Raw genomic sequence first — 24605 nt, 5'->3', positions numbered from 1 at the left:
GGCGTTTTGCCATTTAAACCACCGTCGCTGCGAGTGACGGTGCTGACATCATTGAGTAAGGAGCGCATTCATGGCTGTTGGTCTTGGTCCTTTGCCAACGTTGCACCCGGTTGCCGGTTTTGAACTCGGTATCGCCTCGGCCGGCATCAAGCGCCCCGGGCGCAAAGATGTCGTTGTGATGCGTTGCGCCGAAGGCTCGACCGTGGCGGGCGTGTTCACCTTGAACGCATTTTGCGCGGCTCCGGTGATCCTGGCGAAAAAACGCGTGCAGAACGCCGTGCGTTATCTGCTGACCAACACTGGCAACGCCAACGCTGGCACCGGTGAGCCGGGCCTGGCCGCCGCTGAACGTACCACTGCCAAATTGGCCGAGTTGACTGGCGTTGATGCCAGCCAGATTCTGCCGTACTCCACCGGTGTGATCGGCGAGCCGCTGCCGGTCGAGAAGATCGAAGGCGCGCTGCAAGCCGCACTGGATGATCTGTCGGAAAACAACTGGGAAGCCGCTGCCACCGGGATCATGACCACCGACACCCTGCCGAAGGGCGCCAGCCGCCAGTTCGAGCACGACGGCGTGACCATCACCGTGACCGGCATCAGCAAAGGCGCGGGCATGATCCGTCCGAACATGGCGACCATGCTCGGTTACATCGCCACTGACGCCAAAGTCTCCCGCGACGTCCTGCACAGCTTGATGCTCGATGGTGCGAACAAGTCGTTCAACCGCATCACCATCGACGGCGACACTTCGACCAACGACTGCTGCATGCTGATTGCCACCGGCAAGGCTGCACTGCCGGAAATCACCCGTGCCGAAGGCGAGCTGTTTGCCAAACTCAAGCTAGCGGTGTTCGAAGTGTGCATGGACGTGGCCCAGGCCATCGTGCGTGACGGCGAAGGCGCGACCAAGTTTGTCACCGTGGAAGTGAATGGCGGCGGCAACCATCAGGAGTGCCTGGACGTTGGCTACACCGTGGCGCACTCGCCGCTGATCAAGACCGCGCTGTTTGCCTCCGACCCGAACTGGGGCCGTATCCTCGCCGCCGTCGGCCGCGCCGGCGTGCCGGATCTGGATGTAAGCAAGATCGACGTGTTCCTCGGCGACGTGTGCATTGCCAGCCGTGGCGCCCGTGCGGCGACCTACACTGAAGCCCAGGGCTCGGCGGTGATGCAGCAGGAAGAAATCACCATCCGTATCGAGCTGGGTCGCGGCGATTGCAGCGAAACCATCTGGACCACTGACCTGTCGCATGAATACGTGAAGATCAACGCTGAATACCGCACTTGATCTAAAAGGTGGGGGCGGGCTGTCGGCCTCTTCGCGAGCAAGCTCGCTCCCACAGTGGTTTCGGCCGTTCACACATGCTGTGTACACCCAAGAACCTGTGGGAGCGAGCTTGCTCGCGAAAGCGATGGTTCAGACTCGACAAGTTTAGAAGCTTCCTCTGACGAAAAGGCGCCACACCCATGTCCCTGCACCTGATCATCGGCGACAAACTGCTTTCCTCCTGGTCCCTGCGCGCCGCCCTGGCCGTTGAACTGACCGGCGCACCCTACAGCGAAGAACTGATCAAACTCGGCAAGCCCGACACCCGCGCGCTGCTGCTCAAGCACTCGCCGACCGCCAAGGTCCCGCTGCTGCAAACCTCGCGCGGCACCATCGCTGACTCCTTAGCCATCGCCGAGTACCTCGCCGAGCAGTTTCCGTCCGAGCAACTCTGGCCGACAGATATATTCGCCCGTGCCCAGGCGCGATCCGCCTGCGCCCAAATGCACAGCGGCTTTTTCGCCATGCGCAATCATATGCCCTTCAACCTCAATCATGACGCGCCGCTGAACCCGGTGCCGCCAGAAGTGAAGGTCGACATCGAACGCATGCTCGCACTGTGGGCCGAATGCCGCGTCGCCGCGACCGAGAGCGGGCCTTACCTGTTCGGTCGGGTGAGTCTGGCCGATGCCTTCTTCGCGCCGATTGCCGTGCGTTTGCGCACCTATCAGGTGACGCTGCCGGCCGCCGACGAAGCCTATGTTGAAACCGTCTACCAATGGCCCGCCTTCAAGGCATGGCAGAAGGCTGGACTGGAGGAGTTGAATCCGTGAAACGTGTACACGTCGCCGCTGCGGTCATTCGTGACAACAGTGGCAAAATCCTCATCGCCCGCCGCGCCGACACCCAGCATCAGGGTGGTCTGTGGGAGTTTCCCGGCGGCAAGGTCGAGGCCGACGAGTCGGTCGAAAGCGCACTGGCCCGTGAGCTGCACGAAGAGTTGGGCATAGTAGTTAGCTCAGCCCGCCCGCTGATCAAAGTGCGTCACGATTACCCCGACAAACAGGTATTGCTGGATGTCTGGGAAGTCTCGGCCTTCACCGGCGAACCGCACGGTGCCGAAGGGCAGCCGTTGGCCTGGGTCACGGCGAAGGAACTGGCGAGCTACGAATTCCCGGCCGCCAACCAGCCGATCGTTGCCGCCGCGCGTTTGCCTGCGGAGTACTTGATTACGCCGGAGGAACTGGAAGCGCCGGCGTTGCTGCGCGGTATCCAGAAGGCGATTGCCGGCGGGGTCAAACTGATCCAGCTGCGCGCACCGAACGGCTATGACCCCAAGTATCGCGATCTGGCAGTCGATGCGGCCGGGCTGTGTGCGGGCAAGGCGCAACTGATGATCAAGGGGCCGTTCGAATGGCTCGGTGATTTCCCCTCTGCCGGTTGGCACATCACCTCAGCACAGCTGCGCAAATACGCGGCGGCGGGGCGCCCGTTACCAGCGGAACGCTGGCTCGCGGCGTCGTGCCACAACGCTGAAGAACTGGCGTTGGCCGAGCAGATGGGCGTGGATTTCGTCACGCTGTCGCCAGTGCAGCCGACCTTGACCCACCCGGATGCACAGCCGTTGGGCTGGGAGCAGGCTGAGGCGTTGATCGAAGGCTTCAGCAAGCCGGTGTTTCTGTTGGGCGGGGTTGGCCCGGCGGAGCGCGAAAAAGCCTGGGGCGTGGGTGCGCAAGGCGTGGCGGGGATTCGCGCGTTCTGGCCTGATTCTCTGTAAAGGCTGCTGACCTCTTCGCGAGCAAGCTCGCTCCCACAGTTGATCGAATTTCGTCAGTTGGAATGCAATCAAATGTGGGAGTGAGCTTGCTCGCGAAGGCGGCCTGTGAGGCACTACTTTTCTGCAGGCTTTGCCGCCGGCTGCCAGAGAATCTCCGCAACCCCCTGCCGCCGCGCAATCAACCGCGCCGCGACAAACAGCAAATCCGACAACCGATTGATATACGCCAACCCAACCCCGGCCAATGGTTCCAGCGCATTCAAATGCTGACAACGCCGCTCGGCACTCCTGGCCAGACTCCGGCACACATGCGCCTGCGCAATCAGCATCGACCCACCCGGAAGAATGAAATTCTCCAGCGGCCCCAACTCCTCATTCCACACATCGATCGCCGTTTCCAGGCGTTCGATTTCCGCCGCATTCAGCGCCTGATACGCCGGCATGGCCAGCTCGCCACCGAGATCAAACAAGCGATGCTGACAAGGCGCCAACACCTCGATCAGTTCATTCAGTCCCGGATAGGTCTCGCGTTCGGCTATCAGCCCCGCCAGCAACACGCCGACCTGACTGTTCAGCGTATCGACCTCGCCAATGGCCTCGACGCGTGGATGGTCCTTGGGGACGCGGCGGCCATCGCCCAGGCCGGTTTCACCTTTGTCGCCGGTGCGGGTGTAGATTTTCGACAGGCGAAAGCCCATGGGTTACCTCGATAATGGATTGGTTTCGGCAGCAAGGGGCAGTGGTTGCGTCAGCGGCAGGCGCAAGGTGAAACACGTGCCCTGGCCCGGTGCTGACTGCACCTCCATCTGCCCTTTGTGATTGTTGGTGATGATGAAGTAAGACACCGACAAGCCAAGCCCGGTGCCCTGGCCGATTTCCTTGGTGGTGAAGAACGGCTCGAAGGTGCGTTTGCGCACGCTCTCGCTCATGCCGATGCCGTTATCCTCGACCTGAATTTCGGCCCACGGCGGATTAAGCCTGGTGCGCAGAATGATTCGCCCCGGCTCGCTGTCGTCTTCGCGCTGGTGAATAGCCTGTGCAGCGTTTTTCAACAGGTTGAGCAGCACTTGCTCGAGTTCGTTGGCGGTGCCCGGTACCGGGCCGAGCGCCGGGTCGAACTGACGGATGATCGCCTGGCCCTTGAAGTCGAAGCCGATGGCCAGGTCGAAGTCGTTGCCGGCGATTTCCACGGCTTGATCGATCAGTGCCGGCAGATCGCACGGCGCCATTTGCCGGGTACTGCGGCGGCTGAAGCTGAGCATGTGGGTGACGATTTTCGCAGCGCGAGCGCCGGCCTGTTGAATGCCATCGAGCAGTTGCGGCACTTCGCGACCTTGCAGATAGCGGTTCACCGTGTCCAGTTCAATGCCCAGTTGCTCGGCGGTTTCGAGGTTCTTCGGCAGGTCGGCGGACAGGCGTCGACGGATGTTCTGCACGTTGTGCAGGATCGCACCCAGCGGGTTGTTGATTTCGTGGGCCATGCCGGCGGCGAGGCCACCGACCGAGAGCATTTTTTCCGACTGCACCATCATTTCTTCCAGCGACAGACGCTGGGTGATGTCGTCGATGCGGATCACCACACCACGCCCAGCGCCACCCATCAATGGATAGAAGGTCAGCGCGTAATGCTTCGGTTCTTCATCCTTGAACCAGGTTACCCGCTCGATTTTCGCTACGGTGTGCTGCTCGACAGTCTGCTTGAGTTGCGGCAGAAATGGCTTGAGCGGTTCGAAGGCAAGAAAGATCGGCTGGTTAAGTGCTTCGTCCAGCCGAGTGCCGGAAAGGGCGCTGGCCTCCTGATTCCACTGGGTGACGTAGAGCTGCTCGTCGAGGGCGATCAGTGCCGAGGGCATTGAGTCGATGATGCTGTTGAGGTAGTTCTGGAAACCGGTGAGTTTCTTTTCGATCTTGCTGCGCACCTGCACTTCCAGTTCCAGTTTGCGATTGGTGTGGCGGGTTTCCTCAGCCAGGCCCTGAGCCTGATCGTAAGCCGCTTGTGAGTCGTCGCGGGCGCGCTTGAGTTGCTGTTCGCGGGCTTCGATGCGCGAGAGCATGGTGTTGAACGCCTCGGCGAGGCTGCCGATCTCGTCATGATTGCCGCGCGAGGCGCGCAGGGCGTAGTTTTCTTCGCGGGTGACCTGGCGCGACAATTCCTCAAGCTGATGAATCGGCCGGGTGATCAGGCGTTTGATCTGCCGGGCAATCACCAGCCACAGCAGCACGCTGAAAATCAGGATACCGAGGCTCGCGGTCAGCGTGCCAGTGTAGAACGCCATCGGCAGCTCGCTGCTGGCCACCAGCAACAGATGGCCTGGCGCGGTGCCGGGGCGGGGCAGGGTGATCAACTGGTTGCTGCGAAACTCGGTCAGTTGCCACGCTTCGATGTGCCGATAGCGTTCTGGCAGGCTGAGTTTGTCGCCGCGCTGGACTTGCGCCAGCCGTTCGCCCTTGCCGTCATAAAGGGCGGCGGCGCGCAGCGGTGAGTAACTGTCGAGTTCCTTGAGCAGACGCTCGGCGCTTTGCGGTGATTGCAGCGCTTCGCTGACCAGGCTCGGGTTGGAAATCAGTCGGCCGATGGTCTGCAAGGCCTGTGGTGCCATGCTTTCCTGAGAGATGTAATAGGCGGCACTGATAAATGTCAGGTTGGCGACCAGCAATACAGTGGTCAACAGCACCAGGAGGGCGGCCAGCAGTTTCTGGCCGACCGGCAGGTTTTCGAGACGCTGGCGCAATGGCATCAGGTTTATCGCAACAAAGGAACAAGTGGCCAGCGTAGCCGCTGCTCAGTCGCTGGGCAATCCGAGGCTGTGCAGATGAGCGACCAGTCGTTGCTGCAATCGATTGAGGTGCGGCAGGTTCAACTGGTGGCGCGTGGCGACTTTGCAGGCGTGGCCCAACAGATAGCTGATTTCGGTGCGGCGCTGGTTGGCGACGTCCTGATACATCGACGAGTAATTGGCAGCCGTAGCGTGGATCACCCGTTCGACTTCCTGTTGCAGGTTGTCGGCGGCGGCGGGTTGGCCGCAGCGCTCGAGCAATTCGGCGAGTTCGGCGCACAGGGTGGCGACTTCGCAATGGTGCTCCTGCAAGCCACCGTTGCGGCAATGGTGCAGCACGGTCAGCGGATTGATCGCGCAGTTGAGCGCCAGTTTGCGCCACAACCGCGTAAGGATATCGGTGCTCCATTCGTGGGGGATCTTTGCCGCGTCCAGATCGTCCAGCCAGATCGGCGCGACCGGATGGCCCGCGTCGCCCAGCCAAGTGAATCCGTGACCGGCGAACACCACACGCCAGTCGCCATCGCGAAAGGCACCCTCGGTGCTTGAAGCGCTGATGCAGCGTGCCAGCGGCACACGGTTGGCGACGGCGTCCTGACTGCCGAGGCCGTTTTGCAGGAGGATCAGTTCGGCGTCCGCAGTCAGCCGTGGGGCGAGGCGGGCGACGGCGCTTTCGGCGTCGTAGGCTTTGCAGGCCACCAGCAAACGGCGGATCGGCTCGGGGCTGTCGGGTGTTTCCCCGGGCACGGCATAGGTGCTGGCCTGACCTTGTTCGACCAGCGTCAATCCGCCCACGGCTTCATAGCTGCGCAAGCGCTTGGCGTCACGCACGATCAGCCGGACCGGCAGGCCGGCCCGCGCCAGACGCGTGGCCCACAATGTGCCGAGGCTGCCGGCGCCAAGAACGTGCCAGGGGGTGGCCATCAGTTTTTTGCTCGATTGCGTACAGGCATGTGCGGCTCGCCGTGTCGGTGGGAAAAGACCCGTTATAATGAGCCCGATTTTAACCGCAAGCCAAGCGCGCTCCATCCATATCGAGCGCGCCTTTTTATTGGAGAGATTACATGCCGTCGTTCGACGTGGTATCCGAACTGGACAAACACGAACTCACCAACGCGGTCGAGAACGCCGTGAAGGAACTCGATCGTCGTTATGACCTGAAAGGCAAAGGCAGCTTCGAGTTCAAGGAAAAGGACCTCACCGTCAGCCTGACTGCTGAAGCCGGGTTCCAGCTGGAAGCGATGATCGAAATCCTCAAGCTGGCGCTGGTCAAGCGCAAGATCGACGTGCAGTGCCTTGAGGTCAAGGACGCTTACGCATCGGGCAAACTGATGAAGCAGGACGCGGTACTCAAGGAAGGCATCGACAAGGAACTGGCGAAGAAAATCGTCGGCCACATCAAGGACGCCAAACTGAAAGTGCAGGCCGCCATTCAAGGCGAGCAGGTACGCGTGACCGGCAAGAAGCGTGATGACCTGCAAGAGGCCATCGCTGCCCTGCGGGCCAAGGAATTCGGCATGCCCCTGCAGTTCAACAACTTCCGCGACTAAGCTCGGTCAGATGATCTGTGGGAGCGAGCCTGCTCGCGAAGGCGGTGTGTCAGTCAACTCATTGCTGAATGACACGGCGCCTTCGCGAGCAGGCTCGCTCCCACATTGTTTTGTGTACACCCGGCGGGTTTCTGCCGCTTATTTTTCGCGTGCCGAATGGCCGGAAATCAGGAGATAGAACATGGATTTGAATGCTGAGGTGGACAACCTGGTCAAGGCATCCCAGGCGTGGATTCCGATGATCATGGAATACGGCAGCCGCGTGCTGCTGGCAGTGATCACGCTGGCCATCGGCTGGTGGCTGATCAACAAGGTCACGCAAAAACTCGGTGGTCTGCTGGCCCTGCGTAATGCCGATCTGGCGCTGCAAGGCTTTATCAGCAGCCTGGCGAACATCATTCTCAAAGTGCTGCTGATTGTCAGCGTCGCTTCGATGATCGGCGTTGAAACTACCTCCTTCGTTGCTGCGATCGGTGCGGCCGGTCTGGCAATCGGCTTGGCGTTGCAGGGCAGTCTGGCGAACTTCGCCGGTGGCGTGCTGATTCTGCTGTTCCGTCCGTTCCGTATCGGTGACTGGATCGAAGCGCAAGGCGTATCGGGTACGGTCGACAGCATCCAGATTTTCCACACCGTACTGCGTACTGGCGACAACAAAACCATCATCGTACCGAACGGCAACCTGTCGAACGGCATCATCACCAACACCAACCGTCAGCCGACTCGCAAGGTCGTGTTTGATGTCGGCGTTGATTACGAAGCCGATCTGCAGAAGGCCCGTCAGGTGCTGCTGGATCTGGCCAAGGATGAGCGTGTGTTGCAGGATCCTGCACCTCAGGCCGTGATTTCGACATTGGGCGACAGTTCGATCACTGTTTCCCTGCGTGTGTGGGTGAAAACTGCAGACTACTGGGACGTGATGTTCATGTTTAACGAACAGTCGCGTGACCGTTTAAAAACTGCCGGCATTGATATTCCTTTTCCACAACGGGTGATTCGCGTGGTACAGGAATCGGCAACACAATGATAGGTTGCTAATTAAATGCCTGACTTGTTGGTCAGGCATTTATTACAAGTGACAGATAACAAAAAAGGCCCATCCGAAGATGGGCCTTTTTCATTCAACCAAACTAACCACTGACGATTACAAGATGTTCAGTGGGTATTCGGTGATCAGACGGAACTCTTTGATATCGCCTTCGCCTTGGTCAGCGTTGGCAGTGTGCCAGGCTTGACGAATGCGGAAGGACAGGTCTTTAGCCGGGCCAGACTGAACAACATACTTGGCTTCGAAGTTGGTTTCGTGGTGTTTGCCATCTTCACCGTACAGCGGAGCGCCAGTGCTGGTGCGGTATTGGCTGTTTGCAGCCAGACCGGTACCGTCAATGTCCCAACCTTTAACGTAACGAACCATGAAGCTCAGGCCTGGAACGCCGTACTCGGCCATTTTCAGGTCGTAACGGGCTTGCACGGATTTCTCGCCAGGACCGTTGAAGTCAGAGTACTGGATGGAGTTGGCGAGGAAGATCGAGTCGCCACCACGGTTGTTTTTACCCACACCGACGTAGTCGAACGGGGTATCGCCGTTGACCTTCTGGAAGGCCAGGGTGAAGGTGTGTGCTTTCAGGAACGACAGCGCGGTTGCCAGGGAGAAGGCAGTGTTGCTGATGTCACCCGCCAGCTTGTCACCGGTGTCGGTGGTGCGGTAGATGTTGAAGTCAGTGTTCAGCGAAGTGTCGCCACCGAATGGAGTGGTGAGGTTCACGTTGGCGTAGTACTGGTTCCAGATGTCTTCCAGTTTGGCGCCGTAGAGCGATGCGCTCAGGTTTTCGGTGATGCCGTATTTGCCACCGAAATAGTCGATGGTCTTGGCTTCCTGGCCTGCGTAGTTAGCGTACAGGCCGCCATCACGGGCGTTTTTGTCCTGGCTGGTCGCCGAGTAGAAGTGACCGGCTTCGAGGTCAAGGTCTTTGACTTCGCTGCTCTGCAGCTGGAAGCCGCTGGCAGATTGAGGAATGACGCGGGAACCACCGACAGCGAACACTGGAGCTGTGCTTGGCTGTTGGTCACCGATTTTCAATTCGGTTTTGGAGATGCGGAATTTAACGGCAGCACCGGCTTTACCTTGGCTGTCGTTAACGTCGTGAGCATAGCCGTTAGCCTTCAGAGTGTCGCTGCGGCTCATGTTGCCAGTGCCGGAAGTGCCGTCACCGCCATCCAGTTTGATCGCCAGGTAACCGAATGCATCGATACCTACGCCGACAGTACCTTGGGTGTAACCGGAGGTGAAATTACCCAGAAAGCCTTGGGTCCAGTCTTTCTGATCATGGCCACCGTCTTTATTGTCGCGGTTGAAGTAGTAGTTCTTCAACGTCTCGGTGAGTTTCGCGTCTTCAACAAAACCTTTGGCTTCTGCCTGGTCACTAACAAACGGGGCGGCCGTAGCCACTTGAGTACTGGCGGCTGCAGCAACTGCCAGTGCGATCATGCTCCACTTCATCACGCGCATCGTGATTTGCTCCTTTGGTTTTAGAAGAGTACTGCCGTCCCACCTGTTTTATTATCTGGGCGGCTCTTTCTTTTTGTGTCGGCGCAAACTTATATCACGCCGACAATGTTGGCGATACTTGCTATTCCAACCTTTCAGCTTCTTTACGACGGTGTCGCAAATGGCGTGGTGGATGTCGCAAATTCACAGTACCGACGCAGCCGGACTGACAACTTTCTCGCTGTTTATGGGCCTTTTTGCATCGGTAAAAAAGAGTCCCTGGCAAAACACTTGAATCTCCATCGGGCAACCCTGCCACTGTTTTTATGGGGCTTAAGGCATCCACTTCCGGTGGTGCGCTTATAGTCCATATAGGTACGAATGCAACAAGCGTGCACAAACCGCAATTTCGTTGCGGTTATTTTTCTGAACACCCGCCTGCGCTTGTGAAAACCTTGTGAAAGCTGGGCTTCAAGCCTGATTTTTTCTGTGCTTGACGCCATTCCTCCTATGGTGTTGCCACACCGAGAAACGCGCGTGACAACCAAAAACGTTACCGGTTCACCCCGCCAGTGAGTATTTGGCGGATGCCCGACGCAGTGAGCGTAGACGCACTGTGCGGTTTTGGTGCAAAAATATTTACAGCTGTTCTGAATTCATACAGCTTGCAGGGGCATGACGCTGCACGTCTCTGCTGATTCTGGTCATTTTTTTGCGCTGAACGTCGATGTTGGTTCCGTGCTGGTGCGTCGAGCTCGCAAATGTCACATCTCGGGGCGTTGGCAGGGCTGCGGGGTTCAGCGTCGTCGTGAAGGCTGGCGCATTCGCAGGTATGCTGCCGTCCTGTCGCTTGGTGCGCTGTCCATCGGGATGGCCGCTAAGCTGAATAATGATCAGCCGGGAGTACGCGCAGTGTTTGCTTTAGATTCACGACTTCAACAGGACACGCTGACGATCGGTGATTTCCCTCTCTGCCGACTGCTGTTGTCCAATGATGCCAATTACCCTTGGTTCATTCTGGTGCCTCGTCGGGACGATATCAGTGAGTTGTTTCAGTTGGATGTCGCCGATCAACAGCAGTTTTGGCAGGAAACCACCGCGCTGGCTGAGCTGCTCAAGGATCTGTTCGATGCCGACAAAATGAACGTCGCGACCTTGGGTAACGTTGTCAGTCAGATGCACATGCATGTGATTGTGCGCAAACGTGACGACGCAGCCTGGCCCGCGCCGGTCTGGGGCAAACACCCGGCCAAGCCTTACAGTACAGAGCAGGTCGCTGCCATTCGCGAACGGTTGCGACTGGTGTTGACCGAGCATTTCAGCTTTGTGGAGGACTGAGTCATGAATCTGGAAGAACGTGTTACCGATCTGGAAAGTCGTCTGGCGTTTCAGGATGACACCATTCAGTCGTTGAACGACGTGCTGGTGGCGCAGCAGCGCGTGGTCGAGCGCCTGCAATTGCAGATGGCGGCGCTGCTCAAGCGTCAGGAAGAGATGGTCGGCCAGTTCGAGTCCTTCGAGGATGAGGCGCCACCGCCACATTACTGAGGCAGGCACTTTTCATCAGGCGTAAAAAAACCGCGAACAGCACGCTGCTCGCGGTTTTTTTATGCCTGGATCAGCGTCGCGGCAGCGCGGCGATCACGTCCTCGGCTTGCAGGCCTTTGTCCCGGTTCATTACCGAGAACTCCACGCGCTGGCCTTCGACCAGGACGCGGTGACCTTCGCCACGGATCGCGCGAAAGTGCACGAAGATATCATCGCCGGAATCCCGGGAGATAAAGCCGAAGCCTTTGGAGGTGTTGAACCACTTGACGGTACCGGTATCACGATTGGTCATGTCATAGCTGGTTGGAGCAGCAGCCGGTGAAGAACGATAGAAGCTGACGGCCAGGTGCAGGACCACGGCAACCAGCGCGATCACCAGAGTGAACAGCACGGCTGGCTGACCGGCGATGACGGGCATCGGGGCGATCAGGGTCAAGGTTTGCAGGACGACGGTCAGTACCAGCAGCGCGCTGACCAGGTTTTGCAGATGCTGACGAGGGCCTTTGTTCCAGAAAGGAATCACTGGAGCAATCACCAGGTTCAGCAGGCCGAAAAAGGCCAGGTAAAGTGCATCGGGTTGTTGCAGGTAGGGAACGGCTTCGGATTTCAAGCTGGGTATGAACGACAGCAGCAAAGCCGCTGCGCCCATTAGCAGGTGGACGATTTTCAACATTTTGATTGGCTCACGTTTATGACGGCTCACAAGGAAGAGCTGAAGGCGCACGGTTCGCTTCGGAACAAAATAAGAGGCGGTGGACACGTTCACGGCATCAGCCTATGCGCAACGCCCCGAAAAATGGGGCATGGCGACACACTGCCTATTTAACAGCAAAGCCTGCGGCTACTCAAATCAGCCCGGCCAGCGGCATGCGTCGGTCGATTTGTCGCAGCACCTGCGCCCGATCCGGGCTGCGGGGTGTCGGTAGGCTTGCTAGAGTGGGTCTGCACCTGTTGGATGAATTCAATCGCCGTTAGGGGGTAAATATGGCAATCGATATCGGTATCAGTGAAGAAGATCGCAAATCCATCGTCGAAGGCTTGTCGCGTCTGCTGTCGGACACCTACGTGCTGTATCTGAAAACCCACAACTTCCACTGGAACGTCACCGGCCCGATGTTTCGTACGCTGCATTTGATGTTCGAAGAGCAATACAACGAGCTGGCGCTGGCCGTGGACTCGATCGCCGAGCGTATTCGCGCATTGGGCTTTCCGGCGCCGGGCGCCTATGCCACGTACGCGCGCCTTTCTTCTATCAAGGAAGAGGTGGGCGTGCCGAGTGCCGAAGACATGATCAAACAGTTGGTCGATGGTCAGGAAGCCGTGACCCGCACGGCACGTGGCATCTTCCCACTGCTCGACAAGGTCAGCGATGAACCGACCGCAGACCTGCTGACCCAGCGCATGCAGGTTCACGAAAAAACGGCGTGGATGCTGCGCTCGCTGCTGGAAGCGTAATCCCCCGAGCGCGCGGGCCCGCCAGCGGTGCTCGTGCGCTGTCCGCAATCCTACCTGTGTCGTTGGCTTATCCTACGGAGTCGGTCAATAAGTCGTCTGGCTATAACTTTGTGTCTGCGCTTTTATGAAAGCCACAGGATGTGACTTTTCAAACAAGCAGAGATGGCAAAGGAGTGTCACTGATATGGCAGAGGGAGACAGGCGAGGCGACAGGATTGTCGGCTTGCCCCATGAGTTGAAAGTTGATCCGTTCGTCAGCGAGTTCGACATGGCACTGGTTCAGCCATCGTCACGATCCGTGCGTCTGAACGGTTATGCGACCTGCCTGCGGCTGGAGCGGGTCTACTGGAACATCCTCGGCAATATGGCCGCAGATAACTGCTGTTCGATCAGCTCGTTGTTGTCCCACGTTGACCGCGAAGTGCATCTGCGTCACGGCGGGGTGAGAAATTTCAGCGCGCTGGTGCGGGTGGTGTGCGTCATGAACGGCGTCAAGCAGGCAGCAACTGCCGAATCGCTCTGAAACGGCGGTTGCAAACGAGGTCTCGGCCTGTGCAGTCTTACGGCTGCACAGGCCGCATTTAATCGATATAATCCCGCTCTTTCGCCGCAAAGCCCTGCGCGCGGTGGCAATCTGATCGCCGAGACACCCCCATGCCGATGTACGATTACCAATGTGCTTCCTGTGGTCATCAGTTGGAAGCCATTCAAAAGATCAGCGATGCACCGCTGGTCGACTGCCCTGCCTGCCAGGCGCCAGAGCTCAAGAAACAGCTGTCCATGCCAGGCTTCCGCCTCAGCGGCAGCGGTTGGTACGAAACCGATTTCAAGACCGGGACCAAGAAGAATCTGGCCGGTGGCGACAAATCTGACTAGGGTTCAACCCCAGGTTGAACGACACGCGTGAGTTTCCGCATTGCTTTGAAAGCAACGGGATCTCCACCGAATATCGAATGACGAGAAGCGAACCATTATCATGATGCGCAGCCACTATTGCGGCCAACTGAACGAAAGCCTGGAAGGCCAGGAAATTACCCTTTGCGGATGGGTTCACCGTCGCCGCGACCACGGCGGGGTGATTTTCCTCGATATCCGTGATCGTGACGGTCTGGCCCAAGTGGTATTCGATCCGGATCGCGCCGAGAGCTTCGCCGCTGCCGATCGCGTGCGCAGCGAGTACGTCGTGAAGATCACCGGCAAGGTGCGTCTGCGTCCGGCCGGTGCGACCAACGCCAACATGGCGTCGGGCATGATCGAAGTGCTGGGTTATGAACTGGAAGTGCTGAACGAGTCGGAAACTCCGCCGTTCCCGCTGAACGAGTTCTCCGACGTGGGTGAAGAAACCCGTCTGCGTTATCGTTTCCTCGACCTGCGTCGTCCGGAAATGGCCGAGAAGCTGCGTCTGCGCTCGCGCATGACCACCAGCATCCGTCGCTTCCTCGACGAGAACGGCTTCCTCGACGTTGAAACGCCTATCCTGACCCGTGCCACCCCTGAAGGTGCGCGTGACTATCTGGTGCCAAGCCGTACCCACGCCGGTTCGTTCTTCGCCCTGCCGCAATCGCCACAGCTGTTCAAGCAACTGCTGATGGTTGCCGGTTTCGACCGTTATTACCAGATCGCCAAGTGCTTCCGCGACGAAGACCTGCGTGCTGACCGTCAGCCTGAATTCACCCAGATCGACATCGAGACCAGCTTCCTCGATGAAAAAGAGATCATGGGCCTGACCGAAGAAATGATCCGCAACCTGTTCAAGGAAGTGCTGGGTCTGGAATTCGGCGATTTCCCGCACATGACTTTCGAAGAAGCCATGCGCCGCTACGGTTCCGACAAGCCAGACCTGCGTAACCCGCTGGAACTGGTCGACGTTGCCGATCAACTGAAAGAAGTTGAATTCAAGGTGTTCAGCGGCCCGGCCAACGATCCGAAATGCCGTATCGCCGCACTGCGCGTTCCAGGCGGGGCGAGCATGCCACGCAAGCAGATCGACGATTACACCAAGTTCGTCGGCATCTACGGTGCCAAGGGCCTGGCGTACATCAAGGTCAACGAGCGCGCTGCCGGTGTTGACGGTCTGCAATCGCCGATCGTGAAAAACATCCCTGAAGACAAGCTCAACGTGATCCTCGATCGCGTTGGCGCAGTCGATGGCGACATCGTGTTCTTCGGCGCCGACAAGGCCAAGATCGTCAGCGAAGCCTTGGGCGCACTGCGCATCAAGCTCGGTCACGACCTCAAGCTGCTGACCTGCGAGTGGGCGCCAATGTGGGTCGTCGACTTCCCGATGTTCGAAGAAAACGACGACGGCAGCTTCTCCGCGTTGCACCACCCGTTCACCGCGCCGAAATGCTCTCCTGAAGAGCTGGAAGCCAACCCGGCTGGCGCTCTGTCCCGCGCCTACGACATGGTATTGAACGGCACCGAGCTGGGTGGCGGTTCGATCCGTATCCACCGCAAGGAAATGCAGCAGGCGGTGTTCCGTCTGCTGGGTATCAATGAAGCGGAACAGGAAGAGAAGTTCGGCTTCCTGCTCGACGCGCTGAAGTACGGTGCTCCGCCGCACGGTGGTCTGGCCTTCGGTCTGGACCGTCTGGTGATGCTGATGACCGGCGCCCAGTCGATCCGTGAAGTGATCGCCTTCCCGAAAACCCAGAGTGCTGCCGACGTCATGACGCAAGCGCCGGGTGTGGTGGATGCCAAGGCACTGCGCGAGCTGCACATTCGTTTGCGCGAAACGCCAAAGGCTGAGTAAGACGGGCCTGAAGGCGCATCTTCGGATGCGCCTTTTTTCTTTCTATAGAGAGCAGGTCGAGATTTTTTTGTTTGCTGGCCGCTGCATGAGCAGGGCGGGCAACGTTTCAAAGAGAATTCGGAGCGAGTTATGGCAGGTCATTCCAAGTGGGCGAACATCAAGCACCGCAAAGAACGTCAGGATGCCAAGAGAGGCAAGATCTTCACCAAGTGGATCCGCGAACTGACCGTTGCGGCCCGTCAGGGCGGCGGTGATCCGGGTTCCAACCCGCGTCTGCGTCTGGCCCTGGACAAGGCGCTGAGCGCGAACATGAGCCGTGACATCATCGACCGTGCCGTGGCGCGCGGCGCTGGTGCCACCGAAGCGGATAATGTTGAAGAGCTGACCTACGAAGGTTACGGCCCGGGCGGTGTGGCGGTGATGGTCGAGTGTATGACCGACAACCGCAACCGTACCGCCGCAGCTGTGCGCCATGCGTTCAGCAAGTGCGGGGGTAACCTCGGCACCGACGGTTCGGTAGCTTACTTGTTCGAGCGCAAAGGCCAGATCAGCTTCGCGCCGGGCGTTGATGAGGACGCACTGACCGAAGCGGCGCTGGAAGCCGATGCCGATGACGTGGTCAGCCACGAAGATGGTTCGATCGATGTGTTCACTTCGTTCACCAGTTTCTATGCCGTGCGTAACGCGCTGGAAGCCGCTGGATTCAAGGGCGATGACGCGGAAATCGTCATGCAGCCGACCACCAGCGCCGAACTGGATCTGGAAGGCGCTGAAAAGGTGCTGAAGCTGATCGACATGCTTGAGGATCTGGATGACGTGCAGAACGTTTATTCCAACGCGGATATTCCGGAAGACGTGGCCGCTCAGCTCGGTTAAGAGTGGCTACGATTCAATGTGGGAGCGAGCCTGCTCGCGAAGGCGGATTTTCAGGCAACATCGTTGCTGATGATGAAACCGCTTTCGCGAGCAGGCTCGCTCCCACATTTGTTATGGGTTGATTTGAAAATCGTGCTTTTACCGAATCTGCAGGCGTTATGACTTTAATTCTTGGTATCGACCCCGGTTCGCGCATCACCGGTTACGGGATTGTTCGCGATACCGGGCGTGGCGGCTGTATCTATGTGGCCTCGGGCTGCATCCGTACCGGTGCGGGCGAGTTGCATGAGCGCCTGCAAATCGTCTATCGCGGTGTACGCGAGATCATCCAGACCTACGGACCGGTGACCATGGGCATCGAAAAGGTGTTTATGGCGAAAAACGCCGATTCGGCGCTGAAACTCGGTCAGGCTCGCGGCGCTGCAATCGTGGCTGGCGCTGAAGAGAGTCTGGAGATCGCAGAGTACACGGCCACTCAGGTCAAGCAGGCTGTAGTCGGCACCGGCGCCGCCAATAAAGAACAAGTGCAGATGATGGTCATGCACATGCTCAAACTGACCAGCAAACCGCAAATCGATGCCTCGGACGCCCTGGCCATTGCCATTTGTCACGCACATACGCGCTCCAGTCTGCTGCCGCACGGTCTGGGAACGGCACGCAGTCGTGGCGGGCGCCTGCGTCTCTGATAGCATCAGCATCAATTTTCCTGAAAGCGGTTTTTGGCGCCTGGGTCGTCGGCCCGAAATCCGCCTTTCGACAGTCGCCAGCCCACGGCTGGCCAACGCTCAAGGATCTGAAACGTGATTGGACGCTTGCGCGGCACCCTGGCTGAGAAACAGCCGCCGCACCTGATTCTGGATGTAAACGGCCTCGGGTATGAGCTGGAAGTGCCCATGACCACCCTTTACCGCCTGCCGTCGGTCGGTGAACCGCTGACCTTGCACACGCATTTGGTCGTACGCGAAGACGCGCAATTACTCTATGGTTTTGCCGGCAAGCGTGAGCGAGACTTTTTTCGCGAGTTGATCCGTCTCAATGGTGTCGGGCCAAAATTGGCCCTGGCCTTGATGTCGAGTCTGGAAGTCGACGAGTTGATCCGCTGCGTGCAGTCTCAGGACACCTCGGCGTTGACCAAGGTGCCGGGTGTCGGCAAGAAAACCGCTGAGCGTCTGCTGGTCGAACTCAAGGATCGCTTCAAGGCCTGGGAAACTACGCCGGCCATGTTCGCGCTGGTACCGAACCAGCCGGATGGCCCGGCACAGGTCAACACCGCCGAGAACGATGCGGTCAGCGCGCTGATTTCTCTGGGCTACAAGCCGCAGGAAGCGAGCAAGGCGATTACCGCCATCAAGGACAAGAATTTGAGCAGTGAAGACCTGATCCGCCGCGCCCTGAAGGGAATGATTTAAGTGATTGAAGCTGATCGTCTGATCACCGCCGCGCACAGCCCGCGCGAGCGCGAAGAAGTCCAGGACCGCGCCATTCGCCCGGTCAGCCTGGCCGACTACATCGGCCAGCCGACCGTGCGCGAGCAGATGGAGCTGTTCATCCAGGCCGCCCGTGGCCGAAGCGAATCCCTCGACCACACGCTGATCTTCGGCCCGCCGGGTCTGGGCAAGACCACGCTGGCCAACATCATCGCTCAGGAAATGGGCGTATCGATCAAGAGCACTTCCGGGCCGGTGCTTGAGCGTCCGGGTGATCTGGCGGCGTTGCTGACCAATCTTGAGCCGCACGATGTGTTGTTCATCGACGAAATCCATCGTCTGTCGCCGATCGTTGAAGAAGTGCTGTACCCGGCGATGGAGGATTTCCAGCTCGACATCATGATTGGCGAAGGGCCGGCAGCGCGTTCGATCAAGCTCGATCTGCCGCCATTCACCCTGGTCGGCGCGACGACTCGCGCCGGCATGCTGACTAACCCGTTGCGTGACCGCTTCGGTATCGTCCAGCGTCTGGAGTTCTACAGCACGGCTGATCTGGCGACGATTGTCAGCCGTTCCGCGGCCATCCTCGGTCTGCCGCTGGATCCGGAAGGCTCGTTCGAAATCGCGCGCCGCGCCCGGGGCACGCCGCGGATCGCCAACCGTCTACTGCGCCGTGTGCGCGACTTCGCTGAAGTGCGCGCCAAGGGCCATATCACCAAAGCGGTGGCGGACCTGGCTTTGAACCTGCTGGATGTCGACGAACACGGTTTCGATCATCAGGATCGCCGCCTGCTATTGACCATGATCGAGAAGTTCGATGGCGGCCCCGTCGGTATCGACAGCCTCGCTGCTGCAATCAGCGAAGAGCGCCACACGATTGAAGATGTGCTGGAGCCGTATCTGATCCAGCAGGGTTACATCATGCGCACTCCACGGGGCAGGGTGGTGACGCGCCATGCGTACCTGCACTTTGGTTTAAACATCCCGTCACGAATGGGTGAAATGCCCGTGGCAGACGAGTTTCTCGATGCCGTGGACGATTGATACACATTTTTTGTCGATTTATTCAGGGTTTGTACGGTCATAGGACGGTACTTTTGCGGTAAAGCCCTGAAACCATGAAAAACAGTTGCCTGGCCGGATTGGCAACCTGAGGAGTAAGCACTAGAGTATGCGCGCGCAAAACGGGCTTGAGTCGTTCGCACATCGTTGTCGCGTTTATTACGAGGACACCGATGCGGGCGGCATCGTGTATTACGTTAATTACCTCAAGTTTATGGAACGGGCTCGAACCGAGCGGCTTCGCGATCTGGGCTTTGCCCAATCGCAGCTGGCAGGGGAGGACCTGTTGTTTGTCGTGCACTCCAGCGAAGCGCGTTACCACGCGCCGGCGCGACTGGACGACGAACTGCTGGTAAGCGCTGAAGTAATCGAATTGAACCGTGCCAGCCTGCGCTTCAAACAGCAGGTCAGGCGGGCAACGGATAATGTGCTGCTCTGTGAAGGGCAGTTTCTGGTGGCCTGTGTGCGCACTAACAGTTTGAAACCCCGGGCCCTTCCCGAAGACTTGCGTGCGGCCTTCGCCGACGCGGTCGGCCCGGGTACACACTCAAAGCAGGAGATAAAGCGTGGAAGCTAACGTCGTCGACCATTCCTCCATGTGGAGCCTGGTCAGCAATGCCAGCATCGTGGTGCAGTTGGTAATGTTGACCCTGGTGGCCGCATCGGTGACCTCATGGATCATGATCTTTCAGCGCAGCAATCTGCTGCGTGCCGGTCGACGTGCCCTGGAGAGCTTCGAAGAGCGCTTCTGGTCGGGTATCGACCTGTCCAAGCTGTACCGTCAGGCGGGCAGCAACCCGGATCCGGATTCTGGCGTGGAGCAGATCTTCCGTGCCGGCTTCAAGGAGTTCTCCCGTCTGCGTCAGCAGCCAGGTGTCGACCCTGAAGCGGTCATGGAAGGTGTGGCCCGTGCCATGCGCGTCGCCATTTCCCGCGAAGAAGAGAAACTCGAGCAGAGCCTGCCATTCCTCGCCACCGTCGGTTCGGTCAGCCCGTACATCGGTCTGTTCGGTACCGTGTGGGGCATCATGAACTCCTTCCGCGGGCTGGCCAGCGCCCAGCAAGCAACCCTGGCCACTGTGGCCCCGGGTATCGCCGAAGCCCTGATCGCCACCGCGATCGGTCTGTTCGCCGCGATCCCTGCGGTTATCGCTTACAACCGTTTCGCCGCTCGCAGCGAAACCTTGCTGGGCCGTTACTACACCTTCGCCGATGAATTCCAGGCGATCCTGCACCGCAAAGTGCACACCAGCGAAGAATAAGCAGGTAATTTCCAATGGCTTTAATCGCTCGAGCTCGCAAAAAGCGCAAGCCGGTTGCCGAGATGAACGTGGTGCCTTACATCGACGTGATGTTGGTGCTGCTGGTTATCTTCATGGTGACCGCGCCGATGCTCAATCAGGGCGTGAAAGTTGATCTGCCCAAGGTTTCCAGCGAAGCCTTGCCGCAGGACAACAACACTCAGGTCCTGACCATTTCGATCAAGGCTGACAAGACCTACTACTGGAACCTTGGCAGCGAAGTCGATACCGAGAAGCAACAGGACAGGGCCATGACTCTGCCGCAAATGACCGACGCGGTGACCAAGATCATTCGTGCCGGCACTGAAGGCGGCAAGCGTACCCAGGTCTTCATCCGCGGTGACAAGACCGTCGACTACGGTTCCGTCATGGGCGCCATGGGCGGGTTGCAGAAAGCCGGGGTCGGTAATGTTGGTTTGATTACCGAGGCCCCCTGATGCAGCAACAGCGAGAGCCGTCCGCCTCGGAAAGCTACTTCTGGCCTAGTGTTCTGGCAATTGTCCTGCACGTGCTGGTGTTCGGCATGCTGTTCGTCAGTTTTGCCTTTACACCAGAGCTGCCGCCGGCCAAACCGATTGTCCAGGCGACCCTCTACCAGCTGAAATCGAAAAGTCAGGCAACCACCCAGACCAATCAGAAGATTGCGGGTGAGGCGAAGAAATCCGCCGCGCGCCAGACCGAAGTCGAGCAGATGGAGCAGAAGAAGGTCGAGCAGGAAGAGATCAAGGCCGCTGCGGAACAAAAGAAAGAAGAAGCGGCTCAAAAAGCCGAGGAAGCCAAGAAGGCCGACGAGTCGAAGAAAGCAGACGAGGCGAAAAAGGCTGACGAAGCCAAAAAAGCCGACGAAGCCAAGAAGACCGCCGAAGCCAAGAAGGCTGAAGAGAAAAAATTGGCTGATATAGCCAAGAAGAAATCTGAAGAAGAAGCGAAAAAGGCTGCTGAAGAAGAGGCCAAGAAAGCCGCTGCTGAAGAAGCCAAGAAAAAGATCGTCGAAGACGCGAAGAAGAAAGCCGCCGAAGACGCCAAGAAGAAAGCTGAAGCTGAAGAGGCGAAGAAGAAAATCGCCGACGAAGCGAAGAAGAAAGCTGCTGCCGATGCTGCGAAGAAGAAAGCGCAGGATGCGGCACGTAAATCGACTGAAGACAAAAAGGCTCAGGCCTTGGCCGATTTGCTTTCCGATACGCCGCAGCGCCAGCAGGCCTTGGCCGATGAGCAGGGTGACGAAGTCGCGGGCAGTTTCGATGACCTGATTCGTGCGCGAGCGGCAGAAGGTTGGGCCCGTCCACCTTCGGCACGCAAAGGCATGACAGTTGTGCTGCAGATCGGCATGTTGCCGGACGGTACGGTGACTTCGGTCAGCGTGGCCAAGTCCAGTGGCGATGGTCCGTTCGATGCGTCGGCAGTCGCGGCAGTGAAGAATATTGGACGTTTGACAGAAATGCAGGGAATGAAGCCGAGCGATTTCGCTCCGTATCGTTCATTCAAGATGACATTCACACCTGAGGATCTAGCCTTGTGAGAAACCTTCTTCGAGGAATGCTGGTCGTGATCTGCTGCATGGCAGGGATCGCGATGGCGGATGAAAAGAACATTCTGGTTACCAGCGGCAGCGATCGGGCTACTCCGATCGCCGTTGTACCATTCGGCATGCAGGGCGGTGCCGTGCTGCCGGACGACATGGCAGAAATCATTGGTAACGATTTGCGCAACTCGGGCTACTACTCGCCGATTCCAAAGCAAAACATGATCAGCCAGCCAAGCCAGCCGAGCGAAATCATCTTCCGTGACTGGAAGGCGGTGGGTGCTCAATACATGATGGTCGGCAGCATTGCGCCAGCCGGCGGTCGCCTGCAGGTGCAGTGGGCACTGTTCAACGTGGCCACCGAACAGAAAGTGGCTGACGGCAGTGTTTCCGGCACCACCGAGCAACTGCGTGACATGGCGCACTTCATCTCCGACCAGTCGTTCCAGAAACTGACCGGTATTGAAGGTGCGTTCTCGACGCGTCTGCTGTACGTGACGGCTGAGCGCTTCTCCGAGAAGAACACCCGTTACACCCTGCAGCGTTCGGACTACGACGGTGCTCGCGCCGTGACCTTGCTGCAATCGCGTGAGCCAATCCTGTCGCCGCGTTTTGCACCAGATGGCAAGCGCATCGCCTACGTGTCGTTCGAGCAGAAGCGCCCACGCATCTTCATGCAGAACATCGACACCGGTCGCCGCGAGCAGATTACCAACTTCGAAGGTCTGAACGGCGCGCCAGCCTGGTCGCCGAACGGTGATCGTCTCGCGTTCGTACTGTCCAAGGACGGTAACCCGGACATCTACGTGATGAATCTGGCTTCGCGCCAGATCACCCGCGTAACCGCAGGCCCGGGCATCAACACCGAACCGTACTGGGGCAAGGATGGCTCGACCATCTACTTCACTTCGGACCGCGGCGGCAAGCCACAGATCTACAAAACCAGCGCCAGTGGCGGTGGTGCCGAGCGTGTGACGTTTGTAGGTAATTACAACGCCAACCCGAAACTTTCGGCTGATGAAAAGACTTTGGTGATGATCCATCGTCAGGATGGCTTCACCAATTTCAAGGTGGCAGCTCAGGATCTGCAGCGAGGGAGTGTAAAGATCCTCACTGATAGCACTCTGGACGAGTCACCTACTGTTGCGCCCAACGGCACCATGGTAATCTACGCCACCCGCCAACAGGGCCGGGGAGTCTTGATGCTCGTGTCCATTAATGGACGCGTTAGGCTCCCGCTTCCTACCGCTCAAGGCGAAGTCAGAGAACCGTCCTGGTCCCCTTACCTGAAGTGAGCGGGCGCTACACGTTTTACTTAACACACTGGGGTTCATTAGGAGTTTCACGATGGAAATGCTGAAGTTTGGTAAATTTGCTGCGCTGGCTCTGGCCATGGCTGTAGCTGTAGGTTGCTCGTCCAAAGGCGGCGACAACGCCGGTGAAGGCGCTGTTGATCCAAACGCTGGTTACGGCGCAAACACTGGTGCCGTTGACGGTTCCCTGAGCGAAGAAGCTGCTCTGCGCGCAATCACCACCTTCTACTTCGAATACGACAGCTCGGACCTGAAGCCAGAAGCCATGCGCGCTCTGGACGTTCACGCCAAAGACCTGAAAGCAAACGGCGCTCGCGTTGTTCTGGAAGGCAACACCGACGAACGTGGTACTCGTGAGTACAACATGGCACTGGGCGAGCGTCGTGCGAAAGCCGTTCAGCGCTACCTGGTACTGCAAGGTGTTTCCCCAGCTCAGCTGGAACTGGTTTCCTACGGCGAAGAGCGTCCAGTTGCTACCGGCAACGATGAGCAGTCCTGGGCTCAAAACCGTCGCGTCGAACTGCGTAAGTAATTCGATATGCGAACGTGCCGTCGTGCTGTAACTGTTCTGGCTCTCAGTCTCGCGCCGCTTGCGGCGTGGGCTGCGGTTCCTGTGGTCGATGACAACTCCGGTTATAACAATAGCGGGAGCAGTTATCCGCCTGCAGGTTACGGTACGAACGGCGCCTATGCCGGGGGAGCGGCTTCGGCCCCTGCCTCGGCACAAGGCATGCTGTTCAACCAATTGCAACAGATGCAGGATCAGATTTCTCGCCAGCAAGGCGTGATCGAAGAACTGCAGAATCAGGTTGCGCGCATGAAGCAGGAATCCCTGGAGCGATACCAGGATCTTGATCGGCGCATAGGATCCGGCGTTGCACCTGCCGCGACTCCTGAGAATTCTTCTGCCGGTGGCGACGCAAGTGCTGCTGCCGGTGCTGCCGCTGGCGCCGGGGCTGCTGCCCAGGCACCTGCTGCAAGCAGCGAACCGGGTGATCCGGCCAAGGAAAAGCTGTATTACGATGCCGCTTTCGACCTGATCAAAGCCAAGGATTTCGACAAGGCCAGCCAGGCTTTTGCCGCTTTCCTGCGCAAATACCCGAACAGCCAATACGCGGGCAACGCCCAGTACTGGTTGGGCGAAGTCAATCTGGCCAAAGGCGATCTGCAAGGTGCAGGTCAGGCTTTCGCCAAGGTTTCGCAGCTGTATCCAAAGCACGCTAAAGTGCCGGACTCGCTGTACAAGCTGGCTGACGTAGAGCGCCGCCTTGGTCATACCGACAAGGTCAAAGGCATTCTGCAGCAGGTGGTGGCCCAATATCCGGGTACCTCCGCCGCTCAGTTGGCTCAACGTGATCTGCAACGCATGTAAGGTCGTGTTACCCGTTTAGAAGAAACCCGCGCTTGTCGCGGGTTTTTTCGTTAGAATTCACGCCCTTTTTCTGAAACACGCTTCTTGCGGTCTACGCGTTGGCGGGATTGCCTGAAGTGCC

The 24605-nt window shown here is 58.5% G+C and carries 27 protein-coding genes; 22 read left to right on the top strand and 5 right to left on the bottom strand.

Annotated elements, in window-relative coordinates:
- Positions 1-70 precede the first annotated feature (70 nt).
- The 3 genes from argJ (at position 71) to AB4O11_RS01875 (ending at position 3044) form a co-directional block, all read left to right on the top strand.
- A complete protein-coding gene (gene argJ / locus AB4O11_RS01885; RefSeq protein ID WP_186623873.1) occupies positions 71-1288 on the top strand; it encodes a bifunctional glutamate N-acetyltransferase/amino-acid acetyltransferase ArgJ in 1218 nt (405 codons plus the stop codon).
- A gap of 179 nt (positions 1289-1467) precedes the next feature.
- Entirely contained in the window at positions 1468-2100 is a 633-nt protein-coding gene (locus AB4O11_RS01880) for a glutathione S-transferase family protein (RefSeq protein ID WP_414926969.1), read from the top strand.
- Positions 2097-3044, top strand: a complete 948-nt coding sequence (locus AB4O11_RS01875) for a Nudix family hydrolase (RefSeq protein WP_460129961.1) — start codon at positions 2097-2099, stop codon at positions 3042-3044. Before AB4O11_RS01880 ends, AB4O11_RS01875 begins: the two co-directional genes overlap by 4 nt.
- Before the next feature lie 113 nt (positions 3045-3157).
- Here the strand turns inward: AB4O11_RS01875 and AB4O11_RS01870 are convergent, their stop codons facing one another.
- From AB4O11_RS01870 to AB4O11_RS01860, 3 genes are read right to left on the bottom strand one after another with little or no spacing between them, the layout of a single operon-like run.
- Positions 3158-3742 (bottom strand): cob(I)yrinic acid a,c-diamide adenosyltransferase, encoded by a 585-nt coding sequence (locus AB4O11_RS01870; protein WP_460129959.1) that lies wholly within the window; start codon positions 3740-3742, stop codon positions 3158-3160.
- Positions 3743-3745: 3 nt separating this feature from the next.
- A complete protein-coding gene (locus AB4O11_RS01865; RefSeq protein ID WP_099757013.1) occupies positions 3746-5782 on the bottom strand; it encodes a sensor histidine kinase in 2037 nt (678 codons plus the stop codon).
- A 45-nt stretch (positions 5783-5827) separates the two neighbouring features.
- On the bottom strand, positions 5828-6745 hold the full coding sequence (locus tag AB4O11_RS01860; RefSeq protein WP_460092036.1) for a putative 2-dehydropantoate 2-reductase: 918 nt from the start codon (positions 6743-6745) through the stop codon (positions 5828-5830).
- 140 nt (positions 6746-6885) lie between these two features.
- Here AB4O11_RS01860 and AB4O11_RS01855 point away from each other — a divergent pair, with 140 nt between their 5' ends.
- Together AB4O11_RS01855 and AB4O11_RS01850 are read left to right on the top strand one after the other, a co-directional pair.
- The gene (locus tag AB4O11_RS01855) at positions 6886-7371 is read left to right on the top strand and encodes a YajQ family cyclic di-GMP-binding protein (RefSeq protein ID WP_007912755.1); all 486 of its coding nucleotides are present in this window, start codon (positions 6886-6888) and stop codon (positions 7369-7371) included.
- A 181-nt stretch (positions 7372-7552) separates the two neighbouring features.
- On the top strand, positions 7553-8395 hold the full coding sequence (locus AB4O11_RS01850) for a mechanosensitive ion channel family protein (protein ID WP_034153426.1): 843 nt from the start codon (positions 7553-7555) through the stop codon (positions 8393-8395).
- A 117-nt stretch (positions 8396-8512) separates the two neighbouring features.
- Here the strand turns inward: AB4O11_RS01850 and AB4O11_RS01845 are convergent, their stop codons facing one another.
- Positions 8513-9877 carry an OprD family porin gene (locus AB4O11_RS01845; RefSeq protein WP_460092035.1) on the bottom strand — a complete coding sequence of 455 codons (1365 nt, stop codon included), beginning with the start codon at positions 9875-9877 and terminating at the stop codon, positions 8513-8515.
- Positions 9878-10768: 891 nt separating this feature from the next.
- Here AB4O11_RS01845 and AB4O11_RS01840 point away from each other — a divergent pair.
- Positions 10769-11194: an HIT domain-containing protein gene (locus tag AB4O11_RS01840; RefSeq protein ID WP_093430702.1), complete on the top strand. Its 426-nt coding sequence runs from the start codon at positions 10769-10771 to the stop codon at positions 11192-11194.
- Between the two features lie 3 nt (positions 11195-11197).
- Positions 11198-11404 (top strand): SlyX family protein, encoded by a 207-nt coding sequence (locus AB4O11_RS01835; RefSeq protein ID WP_093430493.1) that lies wholly within the window; start codon positions 11198-11200, stop codon positions 11402-11404.
- A 70-nt stretch (positions 11405-11474) separates the two neighbouring features.
- Here AB4O11_RS01835 and AB4O11_RS01830 read toward each other — a convergent pair whose 3' ends face one another.
- Positions 11475-12077: a cold-shock protein gene (locus AB4O11_RS01830; RefSeq protein WP_007912746.1), complete on the bottom strand. Its 603-nt coding sequence runs from the start codon at positions 12075-12077 to the stop codon at positions 11475-11477.
- A gap of 311 nt (positions 12078-12388) precedes the next feature.
- On the opposite strand from AB4O11_RS01830, the gene AB4O11_RS01825 reads away from it, so the two are divergent.
- The 15 genes from AB4O11_RS01825 to ybgF all read left to right on the top strand — a co-directional run bounded on the left by AB4O11_RS01825 (position 12389) and on the right by ybgF (position 24484).
- Positions 12389-12859, top strand: a complete 471-nt coding sequence (locus AB4O11_RS01825; RefSeq protein WP_038366640.1) for a Dps family protein — start codon at positions 12389-12391, stop codon at positions 12857-12859.
- 184 nt (positions 12860-13043) lie between these two features.
- Positions 13044-13382 carry a ribbon-helix-helix domain-containing protein gene (locus AB4O11_RS01820; RefSeq protein ID WP_093430492.1) on the top strand — a complete coding sequence of 113 codons (339 nt, stop codon included), beginning with the start codon at positions 13044-13046 and terminating at the stop codon, positions 13380-13382.
- Positions 13383-13513: 131 nt separating this feature from the next.
- Complete coding sequence (locus AB4O11_RS01815; protein ID WP_093430491.1) at positions 13514-13735, top strand: FmdB family zinc ribbon protein; 222 nt, start codon at positions 13514-13516, stop codon at positions 13733-13735.
- A gap of 100 nt (positions 13736-13835) precedes the next feature.
- Positions 13836-15611, top strand: a complete 1776-nt coding sequence (aspS, locus tag AB4O11_RS01810) for an aspartate--tRNA ligase (protein ID WP_093430490.1) — start codon at positions 13836-13838, stop codon at positions 15609-15611.
- A gap of 129 nt (positions 15612-15740) precedes the next feature.
- Positions 15741-16487 (top strand): YebC/PmpR family DNA-binding transcriptional regulator, encoded by a 747-nt coding sequence (locus AB4O11_RS01805; RefSeq protein WP_007912738.1) that lies wholly within the window; start codon positions 15741-15743, stop codon positions 16485-16487.
- 158 nt (positions 16488-16645) lie between these two features.
- Positions 16646-17173, top strand: a complete 528-nt coding sequence (gene ruvC / locus AB4O11_RS01800; protein WP_007951206.1) for a crossover junction endodeoxyribonuclease RuvC — start codon at positions 16646-16648, stop codon at positions 17171-17173.
- A 114-nt stretch (positions 17174-17287) separates the two neighbouring features.
- Complete coding sequence (ruvA, locus tag AB4O11_RS01795) at positions 17288-17896, top strand: Holliday junction branch migration protein RuvA (protein WP_460129955.1); 609 nt, start codon at positions 17288-17290, stop codon at positions 17894-17896.
- Complete coding sequence (ruvB, locus tag AB4O11_RS01790) at positions 17897-18958, top strand: Holliday junction branch migration DNA helicase RuvB (RefSeq protein ID WP_007912736.1); 1062 nt, start codon at positions 17897-17899, stop codon at positions 18956-18958.
- Between the two features lie 127 nt (positions 18959-19085).
- On the top strand, positions 19086-19553 hold the full coding sequence (gene ybgC, locus AB4O11_RS01785; protein ID WP_460129953.1) for a tol-pal system-associated acyl-CoA thioesterase: 468 nt from the start codon (positions 19086-19088) through the stop codon (positions 19551-19553).
- The gene (gene tolQ / locus AB4O11_RS01780) at positions 19543-20238 is read left to right on the top strand and encodes a protein TolQ (RefSeq protein WP_008080223.1); all 696 of its coding nucleotides are present in this window, start codon (positions 19543-19545) and stop codon (positions 20236-20238) included. The genes ybgC and tolQ overlap by 11 nt, the downstream gene beginning before the upstream one ends.
- Before the next feature lie 23 nt (positions 20239-20261).
- Positions 20262-20714 carry a protein TolR gene (gene tolR, locus AB4O11_RS01775; protein WP_161806672.1) on the top strand — a complete coding sequence of 151 codons (453 nt, stop codon included), beginning with the start codon at positions 20262-20264 and terminating at the stop codon, positions 20712-20714.
- Positions 20714-21796, top strand: a complete 1083-nt coding sequence (tolA, locus tag AB4O11_RS01770) for a cell envelope integrity protein TolA (protein WP_093430487.1) — start codon at positions 20714-20716, stop codon at positions 21794-21796. The genes tolR and tolA overlap by 1 nt, the downstream gene beginning before the upstream one ends.
- 17 nt (positions 21797-21813) lie before the next feature.
- Positions 21814-23094, top strand: coding sequence for a Tol-Pal system beta propeller repeat protein TolB (tolB, locus tag AB4O11_RS01765; protein WP_016983828.1), 1281 nt, complete (start codon positions 21814-21816; stop codon positions 23092-23094).
- A gap of 52 nt (positions 23095-23146) precedes the next feature.
- Positions 23147-23644 (top strand): peptidoglycan-associated lipoprotein Pal, encoded by a 498-nt coding sequence (gene pal / locus AB4O11_RS01760; protein WP_003178634.1) that lies wholly within the window; start codon positions 23147-23149, stop codon positions 23642-23644.
- 6 nt (positions 23645-23650) lie between these two features.
- Positions 23651-24484, top strand: coding sequence for a tol-pal system protein YbgF (gene ybgF, locus AB4O11_RS01755; RefSeq protein ID WP_007912724.1), 834 nt, complete (start codon positions 23651-23653; stop codon positions 24482-24484).
- The last annotated feature ends 121 nt before the right edge of the window (positions 24485-24605 follow it).

This window comes from Pseudomonas sp. H1_D05 (assembly GCF_054682705.1).
The sequence above is the reverse complement of the archived record's forward strand: the minus strand, read 5'-3'. Positions and strand labels throughout refer to the sequence as shown.